Source organism: Streptomyces griseus subsp. griseus, from assembly GCF_003610995.1.
Taxonomy (GTDB): domain Bacteria; phylum Actinomycetota; class Actinomycetes; order Streptomycetales; family Streptomycetaceae; genus Streptomyces.
The window spans coordinates 5,043,585-5,067,519 of the sequence record NZ_CP032543.1 but is presented as its reverse complement, the minus strand read 5'-3'; the positions used below and the strand labels follow the sequence as shown (position 1 = coordinate 5,067,519).

Sequence of the window (23,935 nt, the reverse complement as noted above, 5' to 3'; positions counted from 1 at the left end):
TGGGAAACGGTAACCGGAGCCACTGACAACCCGGTACGAACCGGATCCCTCACTCCACCACCTGCCGCCCTTCCGGCTGCGCGCTGCACGAGGCGCGGAAGGTGCAGTGGGCGCAGTGGGTGCCGGTGGTGGGCGTGAACCGTTCGTCCAGGACCTTTCCTGCGGCCGTCGCGAGCAGGTCGGAGACCCACTCTCCGCTCAGCGGTTCCTGCGCCTGGACCTTGGGGAACGCCTCGCCGCCCTCCTTCTTGGGGGCGGGCTGGCGGAGCTGGACCAGCTCGGCGCCGCCCGGCTCGGGGCGCTTGCCGTCGAAGACCTCGTCGACCGCGCCCTCGCGGACGGCCAGCTGGTAGACGGCGAGCTGGGGGTGGGCGGCCACCTCGTCCTTGGTGGGCGCGCTCTTGCCGGTCTTGAAGTCGACGACGTACGCCCTTCCTTCGGCGTCCTGTTCGACCCGGTCCATGGAGCCCCGGATGCGGACGGCGTACTCGCCCGCCTCCAGGGTCACGTCGAAGTCGTGCTCGCTGGTGGTGGGGGTCCGGCCGCCGCGGTCCAGGACGTGCCACTTCAGGAAGCGTTCCAGGGCGGCGCGGGCCTGGTCCTTCTCCTGCTCGGACTTCCAGGGGGCGTCGAAGGCGAGGCCGTTCCAGACGGAGTCCAGGCGCTCCATGAGGACGTCGAGATCGGCGGGCGTACGGCTGGAGGCGACCTCGTCGGCGAGGACGTGGACGACGTTGCCGAACCCCTGCGCGGCGGTGGCCGGGGCGTCGGCCTTCACCTCACGGCCCAGGAACCACTGGAGGGCGCAGGTGTTGGCGAGCTGTTCCAGAGCCGAAGGAGAGAGGGAAAGGGCCTGGTCGCGGTCGCGCAGGGGGACGGCGGAGCGGGTCGGTTCGTCCAGGCCCCACCAGCGGGACGGGTGGGCGGCGGGTACGAGCGGCTGGCCCTCGTCGTCGGTGAGCGCGGCGAGCCGGGCCAGGCGGTGGGCGGCGGCGTCCCGCAGGGCGTCGGACACGGCCGGGTCGACGGTGGTGGCCCGCAGCTCGGCGACGAGCGCGGCGACGGCGAGCGGGCGGCGCGGGCGGCCCGTGACATCGCGCGGTTCGACGCCCAGCTCGGTCAGGAAGCGGGAGGGCTGGTCGCCGTCGTCGGCGGGGGCCTTCACGGCGGTGACGACCAGGCGTTCGCGGGCGCGGGTGGCGGCGACGTAGAAGAGGCGGCGCTCCTCGGCGAGGAGGGCGCCGGGCGTGAGGGGTTCGGCGAGCCCGTCGCGGCCGATCCGGTCCGCCTCCAGGAGGGAGCCCCGGCGGCGCAGGTCCGGCCAGAGCCCTTCCTGGACGCCCGCGACGACGACGAGCCGCCACTCCAGGCCCTTGGAGCGGTGGGCGGTCATCAGGCGTACGGCGTCGGGGCGGGCGGTCCGCCGGGAGAGGGTGTCGGCGGCGATGTCCTGGGCGTCCACCTCCTCCAGGAAGTTGAGCGCCCCCCGCCCGCCGGTGCGCTCCTCGGCGCGCGCGGCGGTGTCGAACAGGGCGCACACCGCGTCGAGATCGCGGTCGGCGTTGCGTCCGCCCGCCCCGCCGCGCAGCGCGGCCCGCTCCAGCCTGCCCGGCCAGGGGGTGCCGCTCCACAGGGTCCACAGGGCCTCCTCGGCGGTGCCACCGCCTTCGAGGAGCTCGCGGGCCTTGCGCAGAAGCGCGCCGAGGCGCTGCGCGCCATGGGCGTACGCCGGATCGTGGGTGACCAGCCGTTCGGGCTCGGCGAGGGCGCGGGCGAGCAGCTCGTCGGAGGGGGCGGGGACCCGGATTCCGGCGGCCCGCTCCTCGTCGCGCAGGGCGCGGCCGAGGCGGCGGAGGTCGGCGGCGTCCATGGAGCCGAGGGGGGAGGTGAGGAGGGTGAGGGCGGTCTCGGTGGTGAGCCAGGGGGCGGTGACCGGGGCCGGCTCCTGTCCGCCCTCGCCCTGCCCCTCGTCGGCCGACTGCTCGTCGGCCCCCTGGTCGGCACGCGGCCCGTCCGCCTGCTCGCCGGCACGCGGCCCGTCCGCCTGCTCGCCGGCACGCGGCCCGTCCGCCTCTTCGTCGGCCCGGCCCGTGTGCAGCGCCGCCGTCGCCACCGTCCGCAGCGCCGTCAGCAGCGGGGCGACGGCCGGTTCATGGCGGAGCGGGAGGTCGTCGCCGTCGACCTCCAGAGGGACGCCCGCCGAGGTGAGGGCGCGGCGGACGGCGGGCAGCGAGCGGCCTCCGGCCCGTACGAGCACGGCCATCTCACGCCACGGGACCCCGTCCTCCAGGTGAGCGCGGCGCAGCAGGTCCGCGATGTTGTCCAGCTCCGTGGAGGCGGTCGGGTAGGTGTACGTCTCCACCCGGCCGCCCTCCCGGACGGCGTGCAGCTCGCGGTGGGCGCGGACGGTGTCGGCGGGCAGCCGGGTCAGCGGCATCCGGCGGGTGAGCAGCCGGGTCGCCGCGAGCAGCTCGGAGCCGGAGCGCCGCGAGGTGGTGAGGACGCCCACGGGGGCGGGGGCGCCGTCGGCCCGCCGGAAGGTGCCGGGGAATTCGAGGATGCCGTTCACATCGGCGCCCCGGAACGTGTAGATCGACTGGTCCGGGTCGCCGAAGGCCACCAGCGTCCGGCCGCCCCCGGCGTGCGCCCCGCGCCCCCGGTTCCCGGCCAGGGCGTGCAGCAGGCGCACCTGCGCCGGGTCGGTGTCCTGGTACTCGTCGACGTACACCGCGTCGTACGCCCCCGCCAGCTGTGCGGAGACCTCCGGGCGCTCGGCGAGCAGGACCGCGCGGTGGACCAGCTCCGCGTAGTCCAGGACGCCCTGGGCGTCGAGGATGTCCAGGTACTCCGCGAGGAACTGGGCCGCCGCGCTCCAGTCCGGGCGGCCCGTGCGGCGGGCGAAGGCGGCGAGCGCGTCCGGACCGAGGCCCAGTTCGCGGCTGCGCGCGAGCACGGCCCGCACCTCGTCGGCGAAGCCGCGGGTGGTCAGGCAGGCGCGCAGCTCGTCGGGCCAGCGGACATGGGCCAGGCCCTCCTTCTCCAGCTCCAGCTGGCCGGCGAGCAGCTCGCGGACGGTGACGTCCTGCTCGGGCCCGGAGAGCAGCCGCAGCGGGTCGGCGAAGAGATCGGCGTCCTGGTGGGCGCGGACCAGGGCGTAGCAGTACGAATGGAAGGTGGTGGCCTGCGGGCCGCGCGCCGCCCCGAGCCGGGCCGCCATCCGGTCGCGCAGTTCGACGGCCGCCTTGCGGCTGAAGGTGAGGACGAGGATGCGGGCGGGGTCGGCGCCCCGGTTCACCCGGGCGGCCACGGACTCCACGAGCGTGGTGGTCTTGCCGGTGCCGGGGCCGGCGAGGACGAGGAGCGGTCCCTCGGCGTGATCAACCACAGCGCGCTGGCCTGCGTCCAGAAGAGGAGGTTCCACCGAACCCGGCGGGGTGCGCACCAGGCGGTACGCGCCCGTGGTCCGCGGCCGTGGTTCACGGTGCGGACTGTGCCGGGTGGAAGAGGAGGAGCTCACGTGGATCGCCGGTCCTGGTGGGTTTACGGGGCCGTACAGGTCATACGGGTCGGACGAGTCGTGCGGGCCTTGCAGGTCTTGGGACAGGTACGAGGAGAAGGGGAGCGCGGGTGCGACGCGGTGACGACGCTACGCCGGTGGGGGCGCGGCAGACGGTGGGTGGGCTGCGTCCCTCGTCACGCCTCCGGCCGCGCCCTGCCGGACACGGGCGGTGGCGTCCGCCGTCAGATGTGAGTTTCCTCGCCCCGGCCGCCGAGGGGGCCGCCGTCACCTCCCCCGCCGCTCCCGTCCCAGCGCGCCCGGCGCATGTCCAGCCGCGGAAGGTGCCCGTCCGCCCGGCTCGACGCCTCACGCAGCGGCGTCCCCTCCGCTCGGTAGTGGTCCAGCGCCCGCAGCTCGTGGCCCGGGAGCAGTGCCCCGTCCGCCCGCACCACGCGCCACCACGGCACGGCGGAGCCGTACAGCGCCATGACCCGGCCGACCTGCCGGGGGCCGCCGTCGCCCAGCCACTCCGCGACATCGCCGTACGTCATGACCCGGCCCGGCGGGATCAGGTCGGCGACGTCGAGGACCCGCTCCGCGTACTCGGGCAGCTCGGCCGGCTGCTCGTCGCCCGTCTCGTCCTGGCTCATCCGCCCCATCCTGCCGTACGCCACCGACAGCGCGGCCGGAACCGTGTCGGTCCGGGCACCGAGCATGCGCGCGGGTGCAAAGGGGCGTATGTTGCGCATCCCGCGCCCGTGCGACGCACCCTGATGCCTCCCTCCGTCTCCGGGCCGTGCCACCATCATCCGGGCGGTGACCGGTGATACGAGATCACGAAGACGAACCAGAGGCGACGAAGGAGCAGGGCGTGCAGCCACCGAAGGCGGCGGACGCCTCCGATGCCGGAGAGCGCCCGCCGAGTGCGCCGGAGCCCGCCGGGGAGCGGGCGGAGAGTACGCCGGAGCCCACGAGCACACCGGACGCCTCGGGTGCCCCGACGGCCGCCCAGGCGCCTTCGAACGCTCCGGCGCGCGCCGGGAGGGCCGACGCCGAAGCGATCCCTTCCGAGACGGCCCCCTCCGAGACCGCCCGCCCCGAGGCAGTTCGCTCCGAAGCGGTTCGCTCCGAGGGGCCCAGCGCCGCCACCGCGTCCACCCGCGGCCATCTGACCGGCTCCACGCTCGCCTCCGCCGAGGCCGCCCTGACCGACCGGGTCTCCGGCGACGAGCCGCTGCTCCCCGCCCGGGTGCACCGCCCCTCCGACCTGATGCGGCTGCTCATCGGCATCGCCGCCATCGGCGTGCTGTTCGCGATCGCCGCGTTCGCCCAGGGCACCACCACCGGCCTTGAGGACGACATCTCCAAGGGCACCGAGCAGGCGCCCGATCTGCTGATCAAGATGGCCGGTCTGGTCTCCAGCATCGCCGTGCTGCTCGTCCCGGTCGCCTTCGCCATCGAGAGGCTGATCAAGCGGGACGGGCTGCGCATCGCCGACGGTGTCCTGGCCGCCGTGCTCGCCCACGGAGTGACCCTCGCCACCGACCTCTGGGTCTCGCGCTCCGCACCCGGCACCATCCAGGAGGCGCTGACCCAGCCGCAGCCGGGCGCCGGACTGACCGACCCGGTGCACGGCTACCTCGCCCCGGTGATCGCGTACATGACCGCCGTCGGGATGGCGAGACGGCCACGCTGGCGGGTCGTGCTCTGGGCGGTGCTGCTCCTCGACGCGTTCGCGATGCTCGTCGGCGGGTACACCACCCCGTTCTCGATCATCCTGACGGTCCTGATCGGCTGGACCGTGGCGTACGGCACGCTGTACGCGGTCGGCTCCCCCAACGTCCGCCCCACCGGCCAGCACCTGATGGCGGGGCTCCGGCACGTCGGCTTCCGGCCGGTCGCCGCGATGCGCACCGAGGACGCCCCCGACAACGACAACACCGACCCCACCGACCGGGGGCGGCGGTATCTGGTCACCCTGGAGGACGGGCCGCCGCTGGACGTGACGGTCGTCGACCGGGAACAGCAGGCCCAGGGATTCTTCTACCGGGCCTGGCGCCGGCTGACGCTGCGCACGCTCACCCAGCGCCGCTCCATCCAGTCGCTGCGGCAGGCGCTGGAGCAGGAGGCGCTCCTCGCGTACGCGGCGATCGCCGCCGGGGCGAACGCGCCGAAGCTGATCGCCACCTCCGAGCTGGGCCCGGACGCGGTGATGCTCGTCTACGAGCACATCGGCGGCCGGTCGCTGGACCAGATGGAGGACGAGGAGATCACCGACGACCTGGTGCGCAGCGCCTGGCGTCAGGTGAAGGCCCTCCAGTCGCGCCGGATCGCGCACCGCAGGCTGACCGGTGACGCACTGCTGGTGGATCGTTCCGGCAAGGCGTTCGTGACGGACCTGCGCGGCGGTGAGATCGCCGCCGGTGACCTGGTGCTGCGGATGGATGTGGCACAGCTGCTGACCACCCTGGGGCTGCGGGTGGGGGCCGAGCGTTCGGTCTCCGGGGCCTTGGCGGTGCTCGGCCCGGACGCCGTGGCGGACTGCCTGCCGCTGCTCCAGCCGATCGCACTGAGCCGCTCCACCCGGGCGACGCTGCGCCGGCTCGCGCGGGAGCGTTCGCAGCAGGAGCGCGATGCGGTGCTGGAGGCGTCGCGGGTGGCCAAGGAGGCGCGGGCGCAGGACGCTGCGGAGGCCTCGGACCGGTCCGCCGGGGAGCGTGCGCCGGAGCACGGCGAGGCGGAGCAGCGCAGCGCGCGGAAGAGCGGGCACAAGGCCGAGCGCAAGTCACTGCGGACCGAGAAGCAGGCCGAGAAGCGGGCCGTGGACGATGCGCTGGAGGAGGCCCGGGAGGGCGATCTGCTGGCCCAGATCCGTCAGCAGGTGCTGCTGATCCGGCCGCAGGCGCCGGTCGAGCCGGTCCGCCTGGAGCGGATCAAGCCGCGCACCCTGTTCAGCTTCATCGCCGGGGCCATCGCCGCGTACTTCCTCATCTCCCAGGTCACCCAGGCCGACTTCGGGGTGCTGGTGGAGGAGGCGGAGTGGGGCTGGGTGGCCGCCGCGCTCGGCTTCTCGGCGCTCAGTTACGTCGCGGCGGCGATGAGCCTGCTGGGCTTCGTCCCGGAGCGGGTGCCGTTCCTGAAGACGGTGCAGGCGCAGGTGGCGGGCTCGTTCGTGAAGATCGTCGCCCCGGCCGCCGTCGGCGGTGTGGCGCTGAACACCCGCTTCCTGCAACGCGCCGGAGTACGCCCCGGTCTGGCCGTGGCGAGCGTCGGGGCCTCGCAGCTCTTCGGGCTCGGCTGCCACATCCTGCTGCTGGCCCTCTTCGGCTATCTCACGGGGACCGAGAAGACCCCGGACTCGCTCACCCCCTCCCGTACGGTGATCGCCGGTCTGCTGACGGTCGCGGTGCTGGTGCTGGTGGTGACGGCCATCCCGTTCCTGCGGAAGTTCGTGGTGACCCGGGTGCGCTCGCTCTTCGCCGGGGTCGTGCCGCGCATGCTCGACGTGGTGCAGCGGCCGCAGAAGCTCGTCACGGGCATCGGCGGGATGTTGCTCCTGACCGGGCTGTTCGTGCTCTGCCTGGACGCGTCGATCCGGGCGTTCAGCGGCCCGGACGTCACCCAGCTGAGCTACGCGAGCATCGCGGTGGTCTTCCTCGCGGGCAACGCGCTCGGCTCCGCGGCGCCCACCCCGGGCGGGATGGGCGCGGTCGAGGGCGCCCTGACGCTGGGCCTGATCGCGGTCGGCCTGCCGATGGAGGTCGCGGCGCCGGCGGTGCTGCTGTACCGCGTGATGACGCTGTGGCTGCCGGTGCTGCCGGGGTGGATCGCCTTCAACCAGCTGACCCGGAAGGGCGAGCTGTAGGTCTCCGGAGGGGCGAGCGGAAGTGGTCCGGAGGGGCGCACCACCCGCATGGACCGCGCCCCAGCGCGCTCCCCGGCGCCTCGCCGCACGATGGAGCCCATGAGGACTTCCCCCGCTCTGCGTGCCGCCGCCCTCGCCGCCACCACCGCCGTGCTGCTTCCCCTGGCGGGCTGCTCGGACGGGGACGACGGGGGTGGAGAGGGCCGCTCCACGCCCACCGGGGCCTCGACCGCCTCCCCCACGGCCACCTCGAAGGAGCTGGCGTCCCAGGAGCTGGAGTGGTCGCCGTGTCCGGCGCCGAACGTGGCGCAGGGCGGTGGTGAGTCCCCCTCGCCCCTGCCCGGCGGCGCGGTCTGGGAGTGCTCCTTCATGAACGTACCGCTGGATTACGCGGAGCCGGACGGCCGGACGATCGAGTTGGCGCTGATCCGGGGGAAGGCCAAGGACCAGAAGCGGCGGATCGGGTCGCTCCTGTTCAACTTCGGCGGACCCGGCGCGTCCGGTGTCGCGACCCTGCCGGCCTTCGGCGCGGACTACGACAAGCTCCGCACCCGGTACGACCTGGTGAGCTTCGACCCGCGCGGGGTGGGGCGCAGCGAGGGCGTGGAGTGCGCGGACGACGCCCAGCTGGACGCCATGTACCAGGAGGACTCCACGCCGGACGACGCGGCGGAGGAGAAGGAGTTCGTCCAGGGCCAGAAGGACTTCATCGCCACCTGCAAGAAGAACTCGGGCCCCGAACTCCCCTATGTGGGCACGACGAACGCCGCCCGCGACATGGACCTGATGCGCACGGTCCTCGGCGACGACAAGCTGCACTACTTCGGCATCTCCTACGGCACCGAGCTCGGCGGCGTCTACGCCCACCTCTACCCGGACAAGGTCGGCCGGGCGGTCTTCGACGCGGTGGTCGACCCCACCAAGGACGCCGAGCAGTCCTCGCTCGGCCAGGCCCAGGGGTTCCAGCTCGCCTTCGACAACTTCACGAAGGACTGCGCGGACCGAGGCGACAAGTGCGCCCTGCCCGGCTCCACCGGTGCCGAGGTCGAGAAGTGGATCGCCGACCTCCTGGCGAAGCTGGAGAAGGAGCCGGTCGACGGGCTCGGCGACCGGGCGCTGACGCAGACGCTGGCCACCACCGGCATCGCCTCCGCGCTCTACTCCAAGGAGACCTGGCCGCTGCTGGAACAGGGCCTGGACGAGGCCGACGGCGGTTCCGGCGCCCTGCTGCTCGCGCTGGCCGACTCGCTGAACGGCCGCTCCGAGGACGGGCGGTACGACAACTCCAACGCGGCCAACATCGCGATCAACTGCGCCGACGACAAGCAGCGCTTCACCCTGGAGCAGACGAAGGCGGCCCTGCCCGCCTTCCGCAAGGCCTCCCCGCTGTTCGGCGAGTACCTGGGCTGGGGGCTGATGGGCTGCACCGGCTGGCCGGTCGCCGGCGCCTGGGAGACCCCGGACGTCAGCGCCCCCGGCTCCGCCCCGATCCTGGTCATCGGCAACACCGGCGACCCGGCGACCCCGTACGCGGGCGCGAAGGCCATGGTGGAGAAACTCGGCAAGGGAGTAGGCGTCGAGTTGACGTACAAGGGTGAGGGCCACGGCGCGTACAACAGTAAGAACACGTGTGTTCAGGGGGCCGTCGACGGCTATCTCCTGAACGGTACGGTGCCGAAGCCGGGCACCGTCTGCGAGTGATCCACGCCCAGGGCATCCTTGAGCATGACGGGACTTCAGCAGCCTTCGGCACGACGGAACATCACAAGCGCCCGACGCGTCACCACCTGCTTCGGGCCATGGGGAGGGGAGCCGGACCATGCGTGCGCACCGACGGGCCGTACAGGCCGGAGCGGGTCTGCTGGCGGCGGGACTGCTCGCCGGCTGCGGCCTGCTGACCGGGGAGGCGGAACCGTCAGGCACCACGGACGGCCGCCCCCGTGACACCGCCGCTCCCCCGTCGCCGGGCCTGGAGGAGACGCCGAGGACCCCGCCGCTGCCCGCCGCCCTCACCTCCCAGCGCCCCGACTGGAAGCGGTGCGAGGCCCCGCGCGGCGGCAGCGCGCCCGGCTCCGACTGGCGCTGTACGAGCGTCGAGGTGCCGCTGGACTACGCGAAGCCGACCGGCGGGACGATCTCCATCGCGCTGATCCGCAAGCAGGCCCGCGACGAGGACCGCCGGATCGGGTCGATGCTGTTCAACTTCGGCGGGCCGGGCGGTTCGGGCGTGGAGATACTGCCGCGCGCGGCCTCCTCGTACGGGAAGCTCAACTCCCGCTACGACCTGGTGGGGTTCGATCCGCGCGGGGTCGCGGCCAGCTCGGGGGTGAGCTGCCGCACCGACGAGGAGCAGGAGCAGGCCTTCCGGAGCGTGGACCTGACCCCGGACACGGCGGCCGAGGAGGCGGCGTTCATGGAGGACGGCGCGGACTTCGGCGCGGGCTGCCTGCGCCGCTCGGGCAAGGTCCTCCCGCACGTCGGCACGTCCAACGCGGCCCGTGACCTGGACCTGATCCGCCAGGTCCTCGGCGACGACAAGCTGTCGTACTTCGGTTTCTCCTACGGTACGGAGCTGGGCGGGACGTACGCGCACCTCTTCCCGCGGAACGTGGGGCGCACGGTGCTGGACGCGGTCGTCGACCCGACGGCCGACGGCATCGGGCACGCCCGCAACCAGGCGACGGGCTTCCAGCGCGCCCTGGAGAACTACCTCAAGGACCGCGGCGAGAACCCCGGGGGGGCCTCGGAGCTCATCGCCCGGCTGCTGGCCCGGATCGACCGTAAGCCGCTGCCGACCGCGTCCGGCCGCGAGCTGACCGAGTCCCTGGCGATCACCGGCATCGTCACCCCGCTCTACTCGCACGCCAACTGGCCCGCGCTGACGGCCGCCCTGGACGAGGCGGAGAACGAGGGCACGGGCAACGGTCTGCTCCGGCTGGCCGACTCGTACAACGGCCGGGACGAGAACGGCCGTTACGACACCCAGGCGCACTCCCAGCGGGCCATCTCCTGCGCCGACTCCAAGGCCCGCCCCACGGTGGACGAGGCCCGGGCGCTGCTGCCGGAGTTCCGCAGGCTCTCACCGGTGTTCGGGCCGTTCCTGGCCTGGGACACGGCGGGCTGGTGCGCGCAGTGGCCGGTCGACGGGGAGCACGAGACGCCCGAGACCAGCGCGCCGGGCGCGGGCCCGATCCTGGTCATCGGCACGACCGGCGACCCGGCCACGCCGTACGAAGGAGCGCAGCGGATGGCGGACGAGCTGGGCAAGGGCGTCGGCATCATGCTCACCAACAAGGGTGAGGGACACGGGGCTTACGGCGAGAGCGACTGTGTGACCCGGGCCGTGGACGACTACTTCCTGGAGGGGAGGGTTCCGCGGGACGGCACGACCTGTGGGTGACGCGCACGGGAGAAGGGGCCGGACCGCACGAGGTGGTCCGGCCCCTTCTCTCAGGTGCTGCGTGACGTTCCAGCAGACGGGTCCCGCGTGGCGCTCTAGTAGATCGGCTTCTCGGGCTCGATCTGGTTGACCCAGCCGATCACACCGCCGCCGACGTGCACCGAGTCGGCGAAGCCCGCCGACTTGAGGACCGCGAGGACCTCGGCGCTGCGGACACCCGTCTTGCAGTGCAGGACGATACGGCGGTCCTGCGGGAGGTCCTGGAGGGCGTTGCCCATGAGGAACTCGTTCTTGGGGATCAGCTTGGCGCCGGGGATCGAGACGATCTCGTACTCGTTCGGCTCGCGGACATCGATGATCTCGATCTTCTCGTCGCCGTCGATCCACTCCTTGAGCTGCTTGGGAGTGATCGTGGAGCCGGCCGCCGCCTCCTGGGCCTCCTCGGAGACGACGCCGCAGAAGGCCTCGTAGTCGATGAGCTCGGTGACGGTCGGGTTCTCGCCGCAGACCGCGCAGTCGGGGTCCTTGCGGACCTTGACCTGGCGGTACTGCATCTCCAGGGCGTCGTAGATCATCAGACGGCCGACCAGCGGGTCACCGATGCCGGCGAGCAGCTTGATCGCCTCGGTCACCTGGATGGAGCCGACCGACGCGCACAGGACACCCAGCACGCCGCCCTCGGCGCAGGAGGGGACCATGCCCGGCGGCGGGGGCTCCGGGTAGAGGCAGCGGTAGCAGGGGCCGTGCTCGGACCAGAACACGGAGGCCTGGCCGTCGAAGCGGTAGATCGATCCCCATACGTACGGCTTGTTGAGCAGCACCGCCGCGTCGTTGACCAGATAGCGGGTGGCGAAGTTGTCCGTGCCGTCCACGATCAGGTCGTACTGGGCGAAGATCTCCTTCACGTTCTCGGCTTCGAGCCGCTCCTCGTGAAGGACCACGTTGACGTACGGGTTGATACCCAGCACGGAGTCCTTGGCGGACTGCGCCTTGGACCGGCCGATGTCGGCCTGGCTGTGGATGATCTGGCGCTGCAGGTTCGACTCGTCGACCTCGTCGAACTCCACGATGCCCAGCGTGCCGACACCGGCCGCGGCCAGGTACATCAGGGCCGGCGAGCCGAGCCCGCCGGCGCCCACACAGAGCACCTTGGCGTTCTTCAGGCGCTTCTGTCCGTCCATCCCGACATCCGGGATGATCAGGTGGCGGGAGTACCTGCGGACCTCGTCGACGGTGAGCTCAGCGGCTGGCTCGACCAGGGGTGGCAGCGACACAGGAACCTCAACAATGCAGGTGGTCGGATTTACGTACGTCGACTGCGCGTACATCGACTACGTACGGTTGTTCTCCCGGTAACACTGCCACGCCCCTTCTCATTCCGAGATACCAGGTCCGATCCGCGAGACGATTTCGTCCCAGTACCTGGGCAGCGCCGCGAATGGATCGTTCTGTCCGCTCCGTCCGTCGCCGCTCCGCCCGCACCGGTCGGTGAAGAAGATCGTCCCGGCGCCCTGCCAGCGGGCGATGCGCATCGCCTCGTCGAGATGGGTGCGGGGCACCCCGTGGACGAAGTGCGCGAACCGCTCGGGCGGGTAGTCCGCCGTCCACTCGGCCACCTGTGACCAGCGGTAATCGGTCCACGGGCCCTGGAAGGTGACCAGTTGGTCGGCCGCCTCCGCGTAACCCGGGTACGGGTGGGTGGCGTGGCCCAGGACCAGCCGTCCGCCGTCGTCCGCGCTGTCGCTCTCCGAGAGCAGGGCGTGCAGCGTTCCGGTGAGACGGCGTACGCCGGGGAGGCCGGCCCGCTCGACGGGGCAGCGGGCGAGGTAGAACCCGCCGACCCGGTACCAGTCGATGAAGGACCGGGCGTCCGCGATCAGCTCGTCGAAGGGCCGGTTGCCGTGGGCCAGGTCGAGGTGGCCGAGCAGCCGGCCGCCGCAGGCGCGTACGGAGTCGTCCGGGGCCTCGCCGTGCAGGGCGCGTTCCCTGGCGGTACGGAGCTTCCCGGCCACCTCCAGGCAGTGCGGGTCGGGCCGGGTGCCGGGGCCCTCCGCGATGTTGAGGACGGCCCAGTGCAGCGGAGTGCCGGGGCGGACCAGCTCGGCCCACTCGGCGGGGGCGAGCAGCGGGTGGGCGTAGCCGGGGACGCCGAAGCCGAACTGTTCGCCGCCGGCGGTCCTGCGGGCGTCGGCCGGGGCGGTCAGATGCGGCATGCCGCCTCCATCCAGATGTCCGCGAGCGACTCCTCCAGGTTGATCCGGGGGCGCCAGCCGAGCCGGTCCCGCGCGGTGCGGACGTCGGCCTGCTGCCAGGCGCCGCAGCCGTCCGGGTACGGGGACGGGGTCGCCGAGAGGTGCTCCATGACTGACTCGGCGGAGGTGCGCGGGGCGCCGATGGGCAGGCGTGGGGGCGGGGAGTCCAGCTCGTGGAGTGCGCCCGCGTATCCGGCGACCCTCGCCAGTACGGCGGCGGCGTCGCGGAGGCGGACGGCCCGCCCGGTGCCGATGTTGACGACGCCCTGGGCGGCGGAGAGCGAGGCGGCGTGGACGGCCCGCGCCACATCCCGTACGTCGACGAAGTCCCGCTGCACACCGAGGCCGCTGAGCTTGAGCTCGCCGTCGCCGGACTGCATGGCCCGGCGCATCGCCTCGGCCAGCCGGCCGAGCGGGGAGCCGGCGGGGGTGCCGGGGCCGACCGGTGAGAAGACCCGGAGGACGACGGCGTCGAGGTCCGAGCCGAGAACCAGTTCGGTGGCGGCGAGCTTGCTGACGCCGTACGGGCCACCGGGGCGCGGGATGGCGTCCTCGGCGGTGGAGGAGCCGGGCTGGGACGGGCCGTACTCGGAGGCACAGCCGACCTGGACGAGCCGGGCCCCGCAGCCGCTGCGGCGCAGGGCCTCGCAGACGGTGGCGACGGCGACGGTGTTGTGGCGGGTGAGATCGCGGGCGCCGCCCCGGGTGGCGCCGGCGCAGTTGACGACGACTCCGGGGTGGACGGCGTCCAGGAAGCGGGTGAGCGCTCCCGGGCTGCCGCCGGCGAGGTCGAACCGGACGTCGGCGTCGTCGCCGCGGCCGAGGGCCGTGAGGTGGACAGCGGGGTCGGCGAGCAGCCGGTCGGCGACGAAGCGGCCGAGGAATCCGTTGGCTCCGAGCAGCAGCACCCTCATCGCGCACCGCCTCGGTGCCGACGGCGGGCTGCCGGTGCGGGGGATTGGGGGGTCATGGCGGGTTACTCCTTGGTGGGTCAGTTCGCTCGTTGGCGCGGGTGTCGGACAGGACCCGCGGCGTCGGCTCCGCGGGGGTGGTGCGGTGATGCGGTGGTGCGGTGGTGAGGTGGTGCGGTTCGGGGGGTGGGGTTCTGGGGGTACGGAGGTCGGTCACGCCCTGGCGTGGGCGGAGGCCCGGGAGAGGGCCGCGGAGGCATGGAGCAGCAGCCCGAGGGCGGCCGCGCCACAGGCGAGGGCGGGTACGGCTCCCGGGCCGCCCGCCGCGACGAGGGCGTGGACGGGCCGGGCCAGGGGTTCGAGACCGGGCAGCCGTCCGGCGAGGAGGAGGGCGGGGGCGGCGGCCTCCATGGCACAGGCGGCGGCCAGCGCGACGGTGCCCGGCTCGGGCAGTCCGTGCGCGGCGAGCAGCCGGGCCAGGAAGAACAGGACCCCGAGGGCAGCGGCCGCGATGGGCGGCCCCGTGGAGCCGAGCCCCAGGCCCGCCAGGAACAGCAGAGGCAACAGGGCGCAGATGAAGAGGACGACGGCCGCCAGGAGCAGGGGGCGCACTCCGGCGCCGAACTCCTCCAGTGCGCGGCTGCCGGTGAGTTTGCGGTGGGCCCGCACGGTGAAGAGGTGCGCGCACCAGGCCGCCGGGGCGACGGCGGCGGTGAGCCCGAGCAGCGGGGCGGGGTCGGCCCCCCACGGGCCGTCCGGCCCGCCGCTGACGACCTGGGCGACCAGCCCGTCCCCGTACACCGCGAAGCTCAGCAGCCAGCAGGCGTACATCCCGGCGCGGCCCGCTCCCTCGGGAGCGCGCAGGGGCCCCCGGCGCAGGCAGAGCCGGAGCGCCAGGCAGGCCAGGAGTGCGCCGGTGACGATCACGGCGAACCGCGCTCCCCCACCGAGCACCCCTTCGGTGACCCGGAGCAGCCCGGCGGTGCCGAGGCAGGCGGCCCCGGGAAGCAACGCGAGCAGCGTCCACCCGGCGCGGGCCTCGGAGTCGGAGTGCGGGGCCGCGCCCACCGGGGGCGGAGGCTCGGCGGGCCGGGCCGGGGTACGGGCGTACAACTCCTCGGCGAGCGCGAACACGTCCCGGTGGCGGTAGCGGGCGGCGGTACGGTCGGTGAGCCCGTGGGCCTCAAGACCGGCGGCGATCTCCAGCGGGCTCACGGCCCGTTCGCACAGGTCACGGTGGTGGTGCATCAGGGACTTCACGGGGTCGGCGGGGCCGCGGCGCGCGGGAGCGACGGCGGGCCTGCGCCGCCCGGGACGCGCGGGGATCTCGGCGGGGCGCGACGGGGGCTCGGTGGGGTGGTTGGCGGTGGTGGCTCGGGGGGCGGTGGGCGCGGCGGATGCGGATGCGGATGCCGTGGGCGCGGCGGATGCGGGTGCTGCGGACGCGGCGGCTCCGAGCGCCGTCGGCGTGGCGGCTCCGGGCGCGGCGGGGCGGTCAGTTCCGACCGCCGTGGGCGTGGCGGCTCCGAGCGGCGTGGGCGCGGCGGCTCCGGGCACGGCGGGGCGGTCGGTTCCGGCGGGCGCGACAGCTCCGGGTACTCCGGACTCGGCGGCCCCGGGCGCCGTGGCCCCCGCGACAAGCTCGCCGGACGGCCCCGCAGGGGCATCGGCAGGCGCGGGAGCTTCCGGGCGGGCGGCCACCGGCTCGCCGGTCTCGCCGGTCTCGGCAGGCACAGCGGCGTCTTCCGGGCGGGGAATCGGGAGGTCATCTCGGTGGCCGGGTCGCCCCTGGTGCTCCCCGCCGTCGGGCCCCGCCAGGCGGTCTTCCCCGCCGTCGGGCCCCACCAGGCGGACTTCCCCGCCGTCGGAGCGCGCCAGGCGGTCTTCCGTCTGGTCACCGCGGATCGGCTGGTCACGCATCGCCGACCCCCGGCCCGCCGGTGGCCGCGCAGACGCACACCGGCTCGGAGGCCGACCCGGGCTGCCGGGCAGCCGCTACCTCCGGCCGCGCGGAGTGCTCCGGTGCGGGCCGGAGCGAACGAGCCGGGCTCCCGACTACCACCGGCTCCCCGGTGCGCGGCTCCTCCGGCCGCCCCCCGGCGGCCCGGACCGGCACCCGGGCCCCGGTCGCCGGGGGGTGCGGCTGGGTCCAGTGGCCGAGGAGGCGGGCCTCCGGTGGGGTGGCGAAGAGGAGCGGGTCGCCGTCGGCGTCCGTCGTGTCGGCCTCCCGGCGTACCGGGGCGTGCGAGATCAGCTCCAGGTAAATGCCGCGAAATGCCGCGAGGTTCTGTTCGACGGTGAAGAGTTCGAGCGCGCGGGCCCGCGCCGCCGCGCCCAGCCGCGCCCGGCGCTCGGGGTCGCGCAGCAGCGCGATACAGGCGTCCGCGAGCGCCCGGGGGTTGCGCGGGGGCACCACCAGGCCGGTGCCCCCGATGACTTCGACGACCGCTCCGACGTCCGTGGAGACCGTGGCCCGGCCGCAGAACATCGACTCGACGAGGCTGATCGGGAAGCCCTCGACCACGCTGGAGAGCACGACGACACCGCCCGCCGCGTACGCCTCGGCGAGGTCGGGGACCTCGGGGCCCCCGATCTCCTCGAAGGTGACCGGGCTGACGCCCTCGACGTGGGCGCCGGTGGCCTCGTCCGGGAAGAGCTGGGCGGCCAGCGCCCGGCAGTGCGCGAGGTACGCGGTGGCCTCGTCACCCTCGGCCGGGGCCCCGAAGATCCGCAGCCGGGCGTCCGGTTCGGCGCGGCGGACCTCGGCGAAGGCGTGGAGCAGGGCGATCAGGTCCTTGGCGGGCTCGATCCGGCCGATCCAGACCAGGGTGTCCGGGCCGCCGCCGTCCTCGTCCTCGCCGACCGGCGAGAAGCGTTCGGCGGCCATGCCCGGGTAGACCGTGCGCTGCCTGGCCGGGTCGGCGCCGCACCGCTGCTGCCACCGGCGGACGTGGGTGTTGCCGGGGGTGATGAGCGCGGCCTGGCGGTAGACCTCGGCGGCCAGCTGTCCATGGAAGTTGGCGAGGACGGCGCGTACGGGGGCGCCGAAGGGCGCGTCCGGCGCGGAGAGGTAGTGCGCGCGGAGCTGTACGCCGTGCTCGGTGACCAGCAGCGGCACCCCGAAGAAGCGTTTGGCCAGCAGCCCCGGAATGGCGGCCGCCCCACCGGAGGCAGCGTGGCAGAGGTCGACCGCGCCGAGGCTCTCGGGGTCGTACCAGTCGAGGGAGAGCGGGCGCAGGACGCGCTCCAGCTCGGCGGCGGTGGCGAGGTGGTCCAGGACGGTGGCGCTCTGCACGGTCCGTCCGGTGCCCCGGGCCCGGGAGGCGGCCTCCAGGATCCGTACGGTGGTCTCGGAGCGGAGGGCGAGGTGGAGTCCGCCGCGCTCCCGGGCCAGCTCGGCGAGCCCGTAGAAGCCCTCGGTGAAGAGCCCCCCGTCGGTGGCGGGTTCGGTGCCGGCGTCCTCGGTGGCGCAGATCGCGGTGGCCAGCGCGGTGAGGTGGGCGGCGAAGCGCTTGCGGTCGCGCCGCCCGTAGGAGACGCCGCCGCCGGTCACCAGCCGGGCCAGCAGGCCGCGTTCGCCGCTGCCGCGCAGGGTGCCGTCCTCCGGCGTCCAGAGCGGCGCGGTGCGCACCCGGCTGACGTGGTGCGGCAGTCCGACCCAGCCCTGGTCCTCCTGATGGGCGGAGCGGCTCAGCGCGAAGAGGTCGAACTCGTGCTGCGGCAGTCCGCGCACCAGTCGGTCGCACCAGAGTCTGGACTCACCGGTCGCATACGGATAACCACCGTCGGTGAGCAGTCCGATCCGCACGAGTACACCCCCGATCTCCCTTGTGGGCAGCCGCCGTTGGAACGGCGACTCGCAGCGGGACGACCGTAAGCGGATACGCCGGGGGTGCGACGGACGGTTGTCCGTCGCACCACCGAAAGGGGTGAACCGTCGTAACTTTCCCGCCCCGATCGCGTTCCGTCGCGATACGGCGGTCGGTCGTCACGCAGGGTCAGGCTGCGGCCAGCTCCTTGCGGGCCGCCAGGCGGGTGGCCGCGAGGCCCGGGGCGAGGGCCGGAACGGCTGCCAGGAGCTGCTTCGTGTACGGGTCCTGCGGGTCTCCGTACACCTCGTCGGCGCCGCCCTGTTCGACGATCAGGCCGCCGCGCATGACCGCGACCCGGTCGCTGACCTGCCGGACCACGGCGAGGTCGTGGGCGATGAAGACCAGGCCGATATCCAGCTCACACTGGAGTTCGGCGAGCAGCGCGACGACCTGGGCCTGGTGGTGACGTCCAGCGCGGAGACCGGTTCGTCGCAGACGATGACCTTCGGCTCGGCGGCCAGGGCGCGGGCGATCCCGATGCGCTGGCGCTGTCCGCCGCTGAACTCGTGCGGGTAGCGCTCGAAGTGCGCCGGGTCGAGTCCGACGCGCTCCAGGAGTGCGCCCACCCGGCCCCGCACGCGCCCCTCGTCGCGCTCCCCGGCGGCCCGCAGCGGGTCGGCCACGGACTCGCCGACCCAGCGGCGCGGGCACCCGCACCACCCGGCGGGTCTCCACCCTCGGCACCGCCGCCAGAGGACTGACGTCTCGCTATGCGGACACGCCTCGTCAACTACCGGGGTGCACCCAGGGGTTGGGTTTGCACTTGATCCCGTCGATGTCCAGGGATTTGGTCTGCTGCTGCATCACCGGAGCAAGGGCGCCCGGCGTGCGGCAGCTCACATGGTTGTATCCGAGCCGGTGGCCGACCTCGTGGTTGATGAGCATCTGACGGTAGGGCAACAGCAGCTTCGGGCCGAATGTGGCGGAACCCTGCGCCCAGCGATAGGCATTGATCATCACGCGGTCGGTGGCCGCGGAATCGCACGAGACATTGTCGATCGTCGTGTCCAGACCGGATTTCGCACACCATTCACCGGTCGTTCCGGGACTGGCGAGCGTGATCACGAAGTCCGGGCTGCCGGAGGAGATCCGCTCGAAGGTCATCGCTCCGTTGTGCGCCCAACTCCGGTCGTCGTTCAGCGTCTTCTGGACGGCTTCGGCGAAAAGGCCGGCGTCGAGGGAGAGGCCCTTCTCGACATCGATCCGGTAGCGGTACTTCTGCCCCTTTCCGGGCGCCTTCGCCAGTCCGGGAACGGCCTCGAACTTCCCGGTGGCCTTCAGGTCGGCGGCGATCGGATAGGGCTGCGCCATCTTCTCCCCGTACGACAGGGGCTTGACCTCGGGGGCCCGCGTCACCGCGTGCTCGGGGGTCGGGCGGGCGTCCGAACGCGAGGCGCCCTCGCTCCCGTCCCGGTCCACACCGGCCGCACGCGCCACCGCGCCCCGGCCGGCGGAGTCCTCGGCGACCTGTCCGGCCACCACGACCGCGAGCACGGTCGTCACGGCGGCAGCGGCGATCCCGGTGAAGGTACGCCCCTTGCCGCCCTTGGCCTCCCGGCGTTCGGCGGGCTCCCCGTCCGGCGCCTCCTCCGGCTCCACGGGCGGTCCGGCGGCTCCCGCGCCCGAGCGGGCTTCAGGGGTGCCGACCGGGGTTGGCGGATCGGCGTCGAAGGCGTCGACGAACTCCCGGCGCGGGCCCGGCATCGCCCCGGGGTCCGCGGCCGGCTGACGGGCCGTCCGCCCGTCGGCGGCGTGCTGGGCGGCCTGCTGGACGGACACCTGGCGCGCCACGGCCTGCTCACGTGCGGCGTCCTGGTCCGGTCGGTCCGGTGCGCCGGGGGCCGATCCGTAGGCGTACGACCGCTGCTGCCCGCCCGTGGTCTCGTGGCGCGGCTGGGGTCCGGTGCCCCAGCCGCCGCCCGGTTCGCGCTGCTCGGGGTGGCCGCCGCGCACCTGGGGGGCGTCCTGGAAGGGTGTGTACCCGTCGGCGGGGGGCACGGGGCCCTGGCGCCTGCGCCGGCCGCCGGAGGGCCGGGGCACGTCGGGCCGGCCGGCCGGATCCGCCGCTGCGGCGTCCGGGCGGATGGCCTCGGCGCCCTTTCGGCTGTGTCGTCCCACGCCCCGGATCAGCTCCCGCCGCAATCGTCCAGCAGCTCCCGGAACGCCTGGGCGACCGTCTCCGGGTACTCCATCATCGCCACGTGCCCCGCGTCGGGCAGGGTCAGCAGCCGGGCGTCGCGGAAGGCCGCGGACGCCCTGCGTGCCATCCGGTACGAGACGAGCTGGTCCCGTCCGCCGTACACGAGCTGGGTCGGTGCGAGCACCCGCTCGGCCTGGCGCCACAGTCCGTGCTGGCCGCCCAGGGTGTACGCATCCACGATGCCCCGGGCCGAACGCGTCATCGCGTCCCAGAAGTACGGCAGTTCCAGCCGGCGCTCCATCTCGGCCACCGCGTTGCGGAAGGCTTCGTCGGAGACCCGTGCCGGATCGCCGTAACAGAGTGCCATGACTCCGCGCGTCCGCTGCTCCGCCGTCCAGCCCTTCGTGAGCCGGGCGAACAGCGGGGCGACCCCCGGAACCGCCAGGAGGCCGGTCGGTACGGCGGGGCGCTGCACCCGCCACTCGGGAAGTGCGGGCGAGATCAGGGTGAGGGTACGCACCAGGTCGGGGCGGACGGCCGCCACCCGTACGGCGACGGCGCCGCCCAGCGAGTTGCCGAACAGATGGACGGGACCGCGTCCGCCCGCGTCCAGCAGCCGGATCACCGCACGCGCGTGCCCGGTGATGGAGTAGTTGCCGTCGTCCGGCGGCGGCGAGTCACCGAATCCGGGCAGGTCGACGGCGTCGGGGTCGACCACGTCCGCCAGCAGCGGCATCAGCGCCGACCAGTTCTGCGAGGAGCCGCCGAGCCCGTGCACGAAGAGCGCGGGCGGCAGCCCCGTCCGGTCGGCGGGCCGCGAACGGACGGTCAGCGTCAGCCCCGGCAGGGCCACCGACCGCAGCCGCTCGCCCTCGGCGACCCGGACGGCGCTGACCGTGGGAGCCACCGCGGCGGCGATGGCTCGGGTACCGGGCAGCTCGGTCGAAGACATGCGGCAATGTTACGAGACGATCACGCCCCCGTTCATGTGTTCGCGGTCACAGGTCGCATCGCGGGGTAGGTGTGTTGCTCCTACGCTTCGAAGGAAGCGGCCAAAGGGGAAGAAAAGGAGTCACCATGACGGTCGACCCGAGCGACCCGGACACCTTCGAGACCACCGAGCCGGAAGCACCGGGCCCGGAGGCCCCGGAGGCGGACGCCGCCGAGCAGCGGACGGACGTCCGGCCGGAGGAGGACGAGCCGGCGGAGAGCGTCGACCCGGCCACCGCCAACGAGGCCGATGCGGTGGAGCAGCGCAGGGTGATCGCGCTGGACGAGGACGATTATCGGTAGAACGCCCCGCTTTGCCCCCGACCTCGCAGAACTGTGGCTTCCGCAGCCGTCCGGTCCGTGAAATTCTGCGTCCGCGCCGCGCGCACCGGGGTTACCCGAAAGTACGATGGCTGTACAGCGCAGCGTGTACGGATCGGCTGTGCTGGAACACACATTTGGGAGGCGGCGTGAGCGCCATCGAGCAGACAGAGGCAGCGCGCCCGCGGGGCACACGCCTTCCCCGCCGCGCCCGACGCAATCAGCTGCTGGGCGCCGCGCAGGAGGTCTTCGTCGCACAGGGCTACCACTCCGCCGCGATGGACGACATCGCCGAGCGGGCCGGAGTGAGCAAGCCGGTGCTCTATCAGCACTTCCCCGGCAAGCTGGAGCTCTACCTGGCCCTCCTGGACCAGCACTGCGAGTCGCTGCTCCAGGCCGTGGTGACGGCCCTGGCGTCGACGACGGACAACAAGCTGCGCGTCGAGGCGACGATGGACGCCTACTTCGCGTACGTCGAGGACGAGGGCGGGGCCTTCCGGCTGGTCTTCGAGTCCGACCTGACCAACGAGCCGGCCGTGCGCGAGCGGGTCGACCGGGTCTCCCTCCAGTGCGCCGAGGCGATCTCCGACGTGATCGCCGGGGACACGGGCCTGTCCAAGGACGAGTCCATGCTCCTCGCGGTCGGCCTCGGCGGCGTGTCGCAGGTGGTGGCGCGCTACTGGCTCTCCAGCGGCTCCAGCATCCCGCGCGACACGGCGGTGCAGCTGCTCACCTCGCTGGCCTGGCGGGGCATCGCGGGCTTCCCGCTGCACGGCGCCGAGCAGCACTGACGCCCCGTTCCGGCCGGGGCGGAGCGGCCCCTGACCCGCCGTTCCGGCCGGGCGCCGGACGGTACGGGCCCCCTGTCGTGGCCGGGTCCCCTGCCCTGTTCGCTGCGGGCGTTGCCGGTCGGGCCGTGAGGCGTGCTCCCACCGGGCTAATGTGGCTGCGTACGGCGCGGTTCGCCGCGCAGGGACTGACCGTCGGAGGGACATAGCCGTGGAGGTCAAGATCGGGGTGCAGCACACGCCCCGCGAGATCGTTCTGGAGAGCGGGCTTTCCGCCGAGGACGTCGAGAGCGCGGTCGCCGCCGCACTGGGCGGCAAGGCGGAGCTGCTGAGCCTCACGGACGACAAGGGCCGCAAGGTCCTGGTGCCGGCCGACCGGATCGCGTATGTGGAGATCGGTGAGCCGACCGCACGGCGTGTGGGGTTCGGCGCGCTGTAGTCCACAGGACGCGGTGAGCACGGGAGCGGCCCGGCGGGATCTTCCCGCCGGGCCGCTCCCGTACGCCCCGGGGCGCGGAGCCGTACCCGTAAGGGTTTCCCCAGCTCGGCGGAGGGTTGTACGGCGTGGGCCAGGGGTAGTACCGCCTACGACCGATTTGCCCGCCCCGCACACCCCCGCGAGGTGACTTAGTGATCTGGGAATCCTTCGGCGCCGCCGTGCTCGGACTCGCCCTGTCCTGGGCGGCGGTCCGCTCACTGGCCGACCGGCTCCCCTCCGCCCGTGCCGTTTATCTCACCGGTGCGCTGGGAGCGCTGTTCGGAGCGTTCCTCACCCATTCCGCGCTGGGCCCGGGCCACGGGGTGGCCACCCTGATCGGCGCCGTCTCCGTCGGGGCGGTGACGCTTTCCCTGCTGATCCGCCCGCGTGGCCGCCGCCTCACGAGGTCGGCGGCGGCCCAGTAGCCCGCAGCCAGGTGTTACGCGGCCAGCCCCAGCGCGGCCATGCGCTTGGTGTGGGCCTCGGTGATCCGGGAGAACATCCGGCCCACCTCCGCCAGGTCGAAGCCGTCCGCGACGCCGCCCACCAGCATCGTCGAGAGCGCGTCGCGGTCGGCGACCACCCGCTGGGCCTGCGACAGCGCCTCACCCATCAGCCGGCGGGCCCAGAGCGCGAGCCGCCCGCCGAGCCGGGGGTCGGCCTCGATCGCGGCGCGCACCTTCTCCACGGCGAAGTTCCCGTGTCCGGTGTCGTCGAGGACGGCGAGGACCAGGGAGCGGGTGTCGGTGTCCAGGCGGGCCGCGACCTCCCGGTAGAAGTCACTGGCGATCGAGTCGCCGACATACGCCTTGACCAGGCCTTCCAGCCAGTCGGACGGCGCCGTCTGGCGGTGGAAGTCGTCCAGCGCCTTGGCGAACGGCTCCATCGCGGCGGTCGGGTTCTCGTCCACGGCGGCGAGCCGGTGGGACAGCTGCTCGAAGTGGTGGAACTCGGCGGCGGCCATCTTCGCCAGCTCCGCCTTGTCCCCGAGTGTCGGCGCGAGTTTCGCGTCCTCGGCGAGGCGCTCGAAGGCCGCCAGCTCGCCGTAGGCGAGGGCGCCCAGCAGGTCCACGACCGCGGCGCGGTACTGCGGCTCCGCAGAGGCGGTAGCCCAGTCCTGGGCGGCGATTCCGGTCGCTGCGGGCGCTTCTTCGGGGTGATCAGTGGCGTTGTCAGGCGTCTCCATGAACCGCACAATAGCCCGCCCGACGAGGGGTGGAAGGGCCCGGCGAGGAGCGGACATCACACCGTTCCGATGAATTCGCCCAACACACATGCGCGAATCCGGGGTACAGTGGTATTGCGCTTACTGAGCATTTTCCTGTGCCAGGGGCGCGTCCCTTGAATGAGGATGCCCGGTCGGTGGCCCGATCGGCTCCGACCCGACAGCCCTCCACGCGGTGCGTACGCCACGTACGA

At 73.5% G+C, this 23,935-nt stretch carries 17 protein-coding genes and 1 pseudogene; 7 read left to right on the top strand and 11 right to left on the bottom strand.

From position 1 onward, the window contains the following. Positions 1–49: 49 nt before the first annotated feature. Both D6270_RS22990 and D6270_RS22985 read right to left on the bottom strand, forming a co-directional pair. Positions 50–3,517: an ATP-dependent helicase gene (locus D6270_RS22990; protein ID WP_109163725.1), complete on the bottom strand. Its 3,468-nt coding sequence runs from the start codon at positions 3,515–3,517 to the stop codon at positions 50–52. A 224-nt stretch (positions 3,518–3,741) separates the two neighbouring features. Then, complete coding sequence (locus tag D6270_RS22985) at positions 3,742–4,149, bottom strand: MGMT family protein (protein WP_109167296.1); 408 nt, start codon at positions 4,147–4,149, stop codon at positions 3,742–3,744. 221 nt (positions 4,150–4,370) lie between these two features. Here D6270_RS22985 and D6270_RS22980 point away from each other — a divergent pair, with 221 nt between their 5' ends. From D6270_RS22980 to D6270_RS22970, 3 genes are all read left to right on the top strand, one after another. After that, the gene (locus D6270_RS22980) at positions 4,371–7,364 is read left to right on the top strand and encodes a lysylphosphatidylglycerol synthase domain-containing protein (RefSeq protein ID WP_204117066.1); all 2,994 of its coding nucleotides are present in this window, start codon (positions 4,371–4,373) and stop codon (positions 7,362–7,364) included. A 99-nt stretch (positions 7,365–7,463) separates the two neighbouring features. Beyond that, positions 7,464–9,065: an alpha/beta hydrolase gene (locus D6270_RS22975; protein ID WP_109163726.1), complete on the top strand. Its 1,602-nt coding sequence runs from the start codon at positions 7,464–7,466 to the stop codon at positions 9,063–9,065. 118 nt (positions 9,066–9,183) lie between these two features. Next, on the top strand, positions 9,184–10,764 hold the full coding sequence (locus D6270_RS22970) for an alpha/beta hydrolase (protein WP_109163727.1): 1,581 nt from the start codon (positions 9,184–9,186) through the stop codon (positions 10,762–10,764). 95 nt (positions 10,765–10,859) lie between these two features. Here the strand turns inward: D6270_RS22970 and moeZ are convergent, their stop codons facing one another. The 8 genes and pseudogenes from moeZ to D6270_RS22930 form a co-directional block, all read right to left on the bottom strand. Then, the gene (moeZ, locus tag D6270_RS22965) at positions 10,860–12,038 is read right to left on the bottom strand and encodes an adenylyltransferase/sulfurtransferase MoeZ (protein WP_030561087.1); all 1,179 of its coding nucleotides are present in this window, start codon (positions 12,036–12,038) and stop codon (positions 10,860–10,862) included. A 99-nt stretch (positions 12,039–12,137) separates the two neighbouring features. Further along, a complete protein-coding gene (locus D6270_RS22960; protein ID WP_109163728.1) occupies positions 12,138–12,977 on the bottom strand; it encodes a spherulation-specific family 4 protein in 840 nt (279 codons plus the stop codon). Beyond that, positions 12,965–13,930: an NAD-dependent epimerase/dehydratase family protein gene (locus D6270_RS22955; RefSeq protein ID WP_109163729.1), complete on the bottom strand. Its 966-nt coding sequence runs from the start codon at positions 13,928–13,930 to the stop codon at positions 12,965–12,967. Before D6270_RS22955 ends, D6270_RS22960 begins: the two co-directional genes overlap by 13 nt. Before the next feature lie 210 nt (positions 13,931–14,140). Then, a complete protein-coding gene (locus D6270_RS22950; protein WP_391039659.1) occupies positions 14,141–15,661 on the bottom strand; it encodes a hypothetical protein in 1,521 nt (506 codons plus the stop codon). 178 nt (positions 15,662–15,839) lie between these two features. Next, positions 15,840–17,735: a DUF3492 domain-containing protein gene (locus D6270_RS22945; protein ID WP_109163730.1), complete on the bottom strand. Its 1,896-nt coding sequence runs from the start codon at positions 17,733–17,735 to the stop codon at positions 15,840–15,842. A 190-nt stretch (positions 17,736–17,925) separates the two neighbouring features. Further along, a pseudogene (locus D6270_RS22940) lies at positions 17,926–18,446 on the bottom strand (ATP-binding cassette domain-containing protein); the annotation flags it as partial. Between the two features lie 79 nt (positions 18,447–18,525). Continuing rightward, the gene (locus D6270_RS22935; RefSeq protein ID WP_204117067.1) at positions 18,526–19,917 is read right to left on the bottom strand and encodes a DUF3152 domain-containing protein; all 1,392 of its coding nucleotides are present in this window, start codon (positions 19,915–19,917) and stop codon (positions 18,526–18,528) included. Between the two features lie 8 nt (positions 19,918–19,925). Continuing rightward, a complete protein-coding gene (locus D6270_RS22930) occupies positions 19,926–20,891 on the bottom strand; it encodes an alpha/beta fold hydrolase (protein ID WP_109163732.1) in 966 nt (321 codons plus the stop codon). A gap of 125 nt (positions 20,892–21,016) precedes the next feature. On the opposite strand from D6270_RS22930, the gene D6270_RS22925 reads away from it, so the two are divergent. The 4 genes from D6270_RS22925 to D6270_RS22910 all read left to right on the top strand — a co-directional run bounded on the left by D6270_RS22925 (position 21,017) and on the right by D6270_RS22910 (position 22,941). After that, a complete protein-coding gene (locus D6270_RS22925) occupies positions 21,017–21,232 on the top strand; it encodes an Rv3202a family protein (RefSeq protein ID WP_109163733.1) in 216 nt (71 codons plus the stop codon). Positions 21,233–21,399: 167 nt separating this feature from the next. Further along, positions 21,400–22,041 carry a TetR/AcrR family transcriptional regulator gene (locus D6270_RS22920; protein ID WP_093693230.1) on the top strand — a complete coding sequence of 214 codons (642 nt, stop codon included), beginning with the start codon at positions 21,400–21,402 and terminating at the stop codon, positions 22,039–22,041. Between the two features lie 208 nt (positions 22,042–22,249). Further along, a complete protein-coding gene (locus tag D6270_RS22915) occupies positions 22,250–22,477 on the top strand; it encodes a DUF3107 domain-containing protein (protein ID WP_093693231.1) in 228 nt (75 codons plus the stop codon). A gap of 191 nt (positions 22,478–22,668) precedes the next feature. Further along, entirely contained in the window at positions 22,669–22,941 is a 273-nt protein-coding gene (locus D6270_RS22910) for a hypothetical protein (protein ID WP_073878600.1), read from the top strand. A gap of 14 nt (positions 22,942–22,955) precedes the next feature. Here D6270_RS22910 and D6270_RS22905 read toward each other — a convergent pair whose 3' ends face one another. Further along, positions 22,956–23,702 (bottom strand): ferritin-like fold-containing protein, encoded by a 747-nt coding sequence (locus D6270_RS22905; protein WP_109163734.1) that lies wholly within the window; start codon positions 23,700–23,702, stop codon positions 22,956–22,958. Between the last annotated feature and the right edge of the window lie 233 nt (positions 23,703–23,935).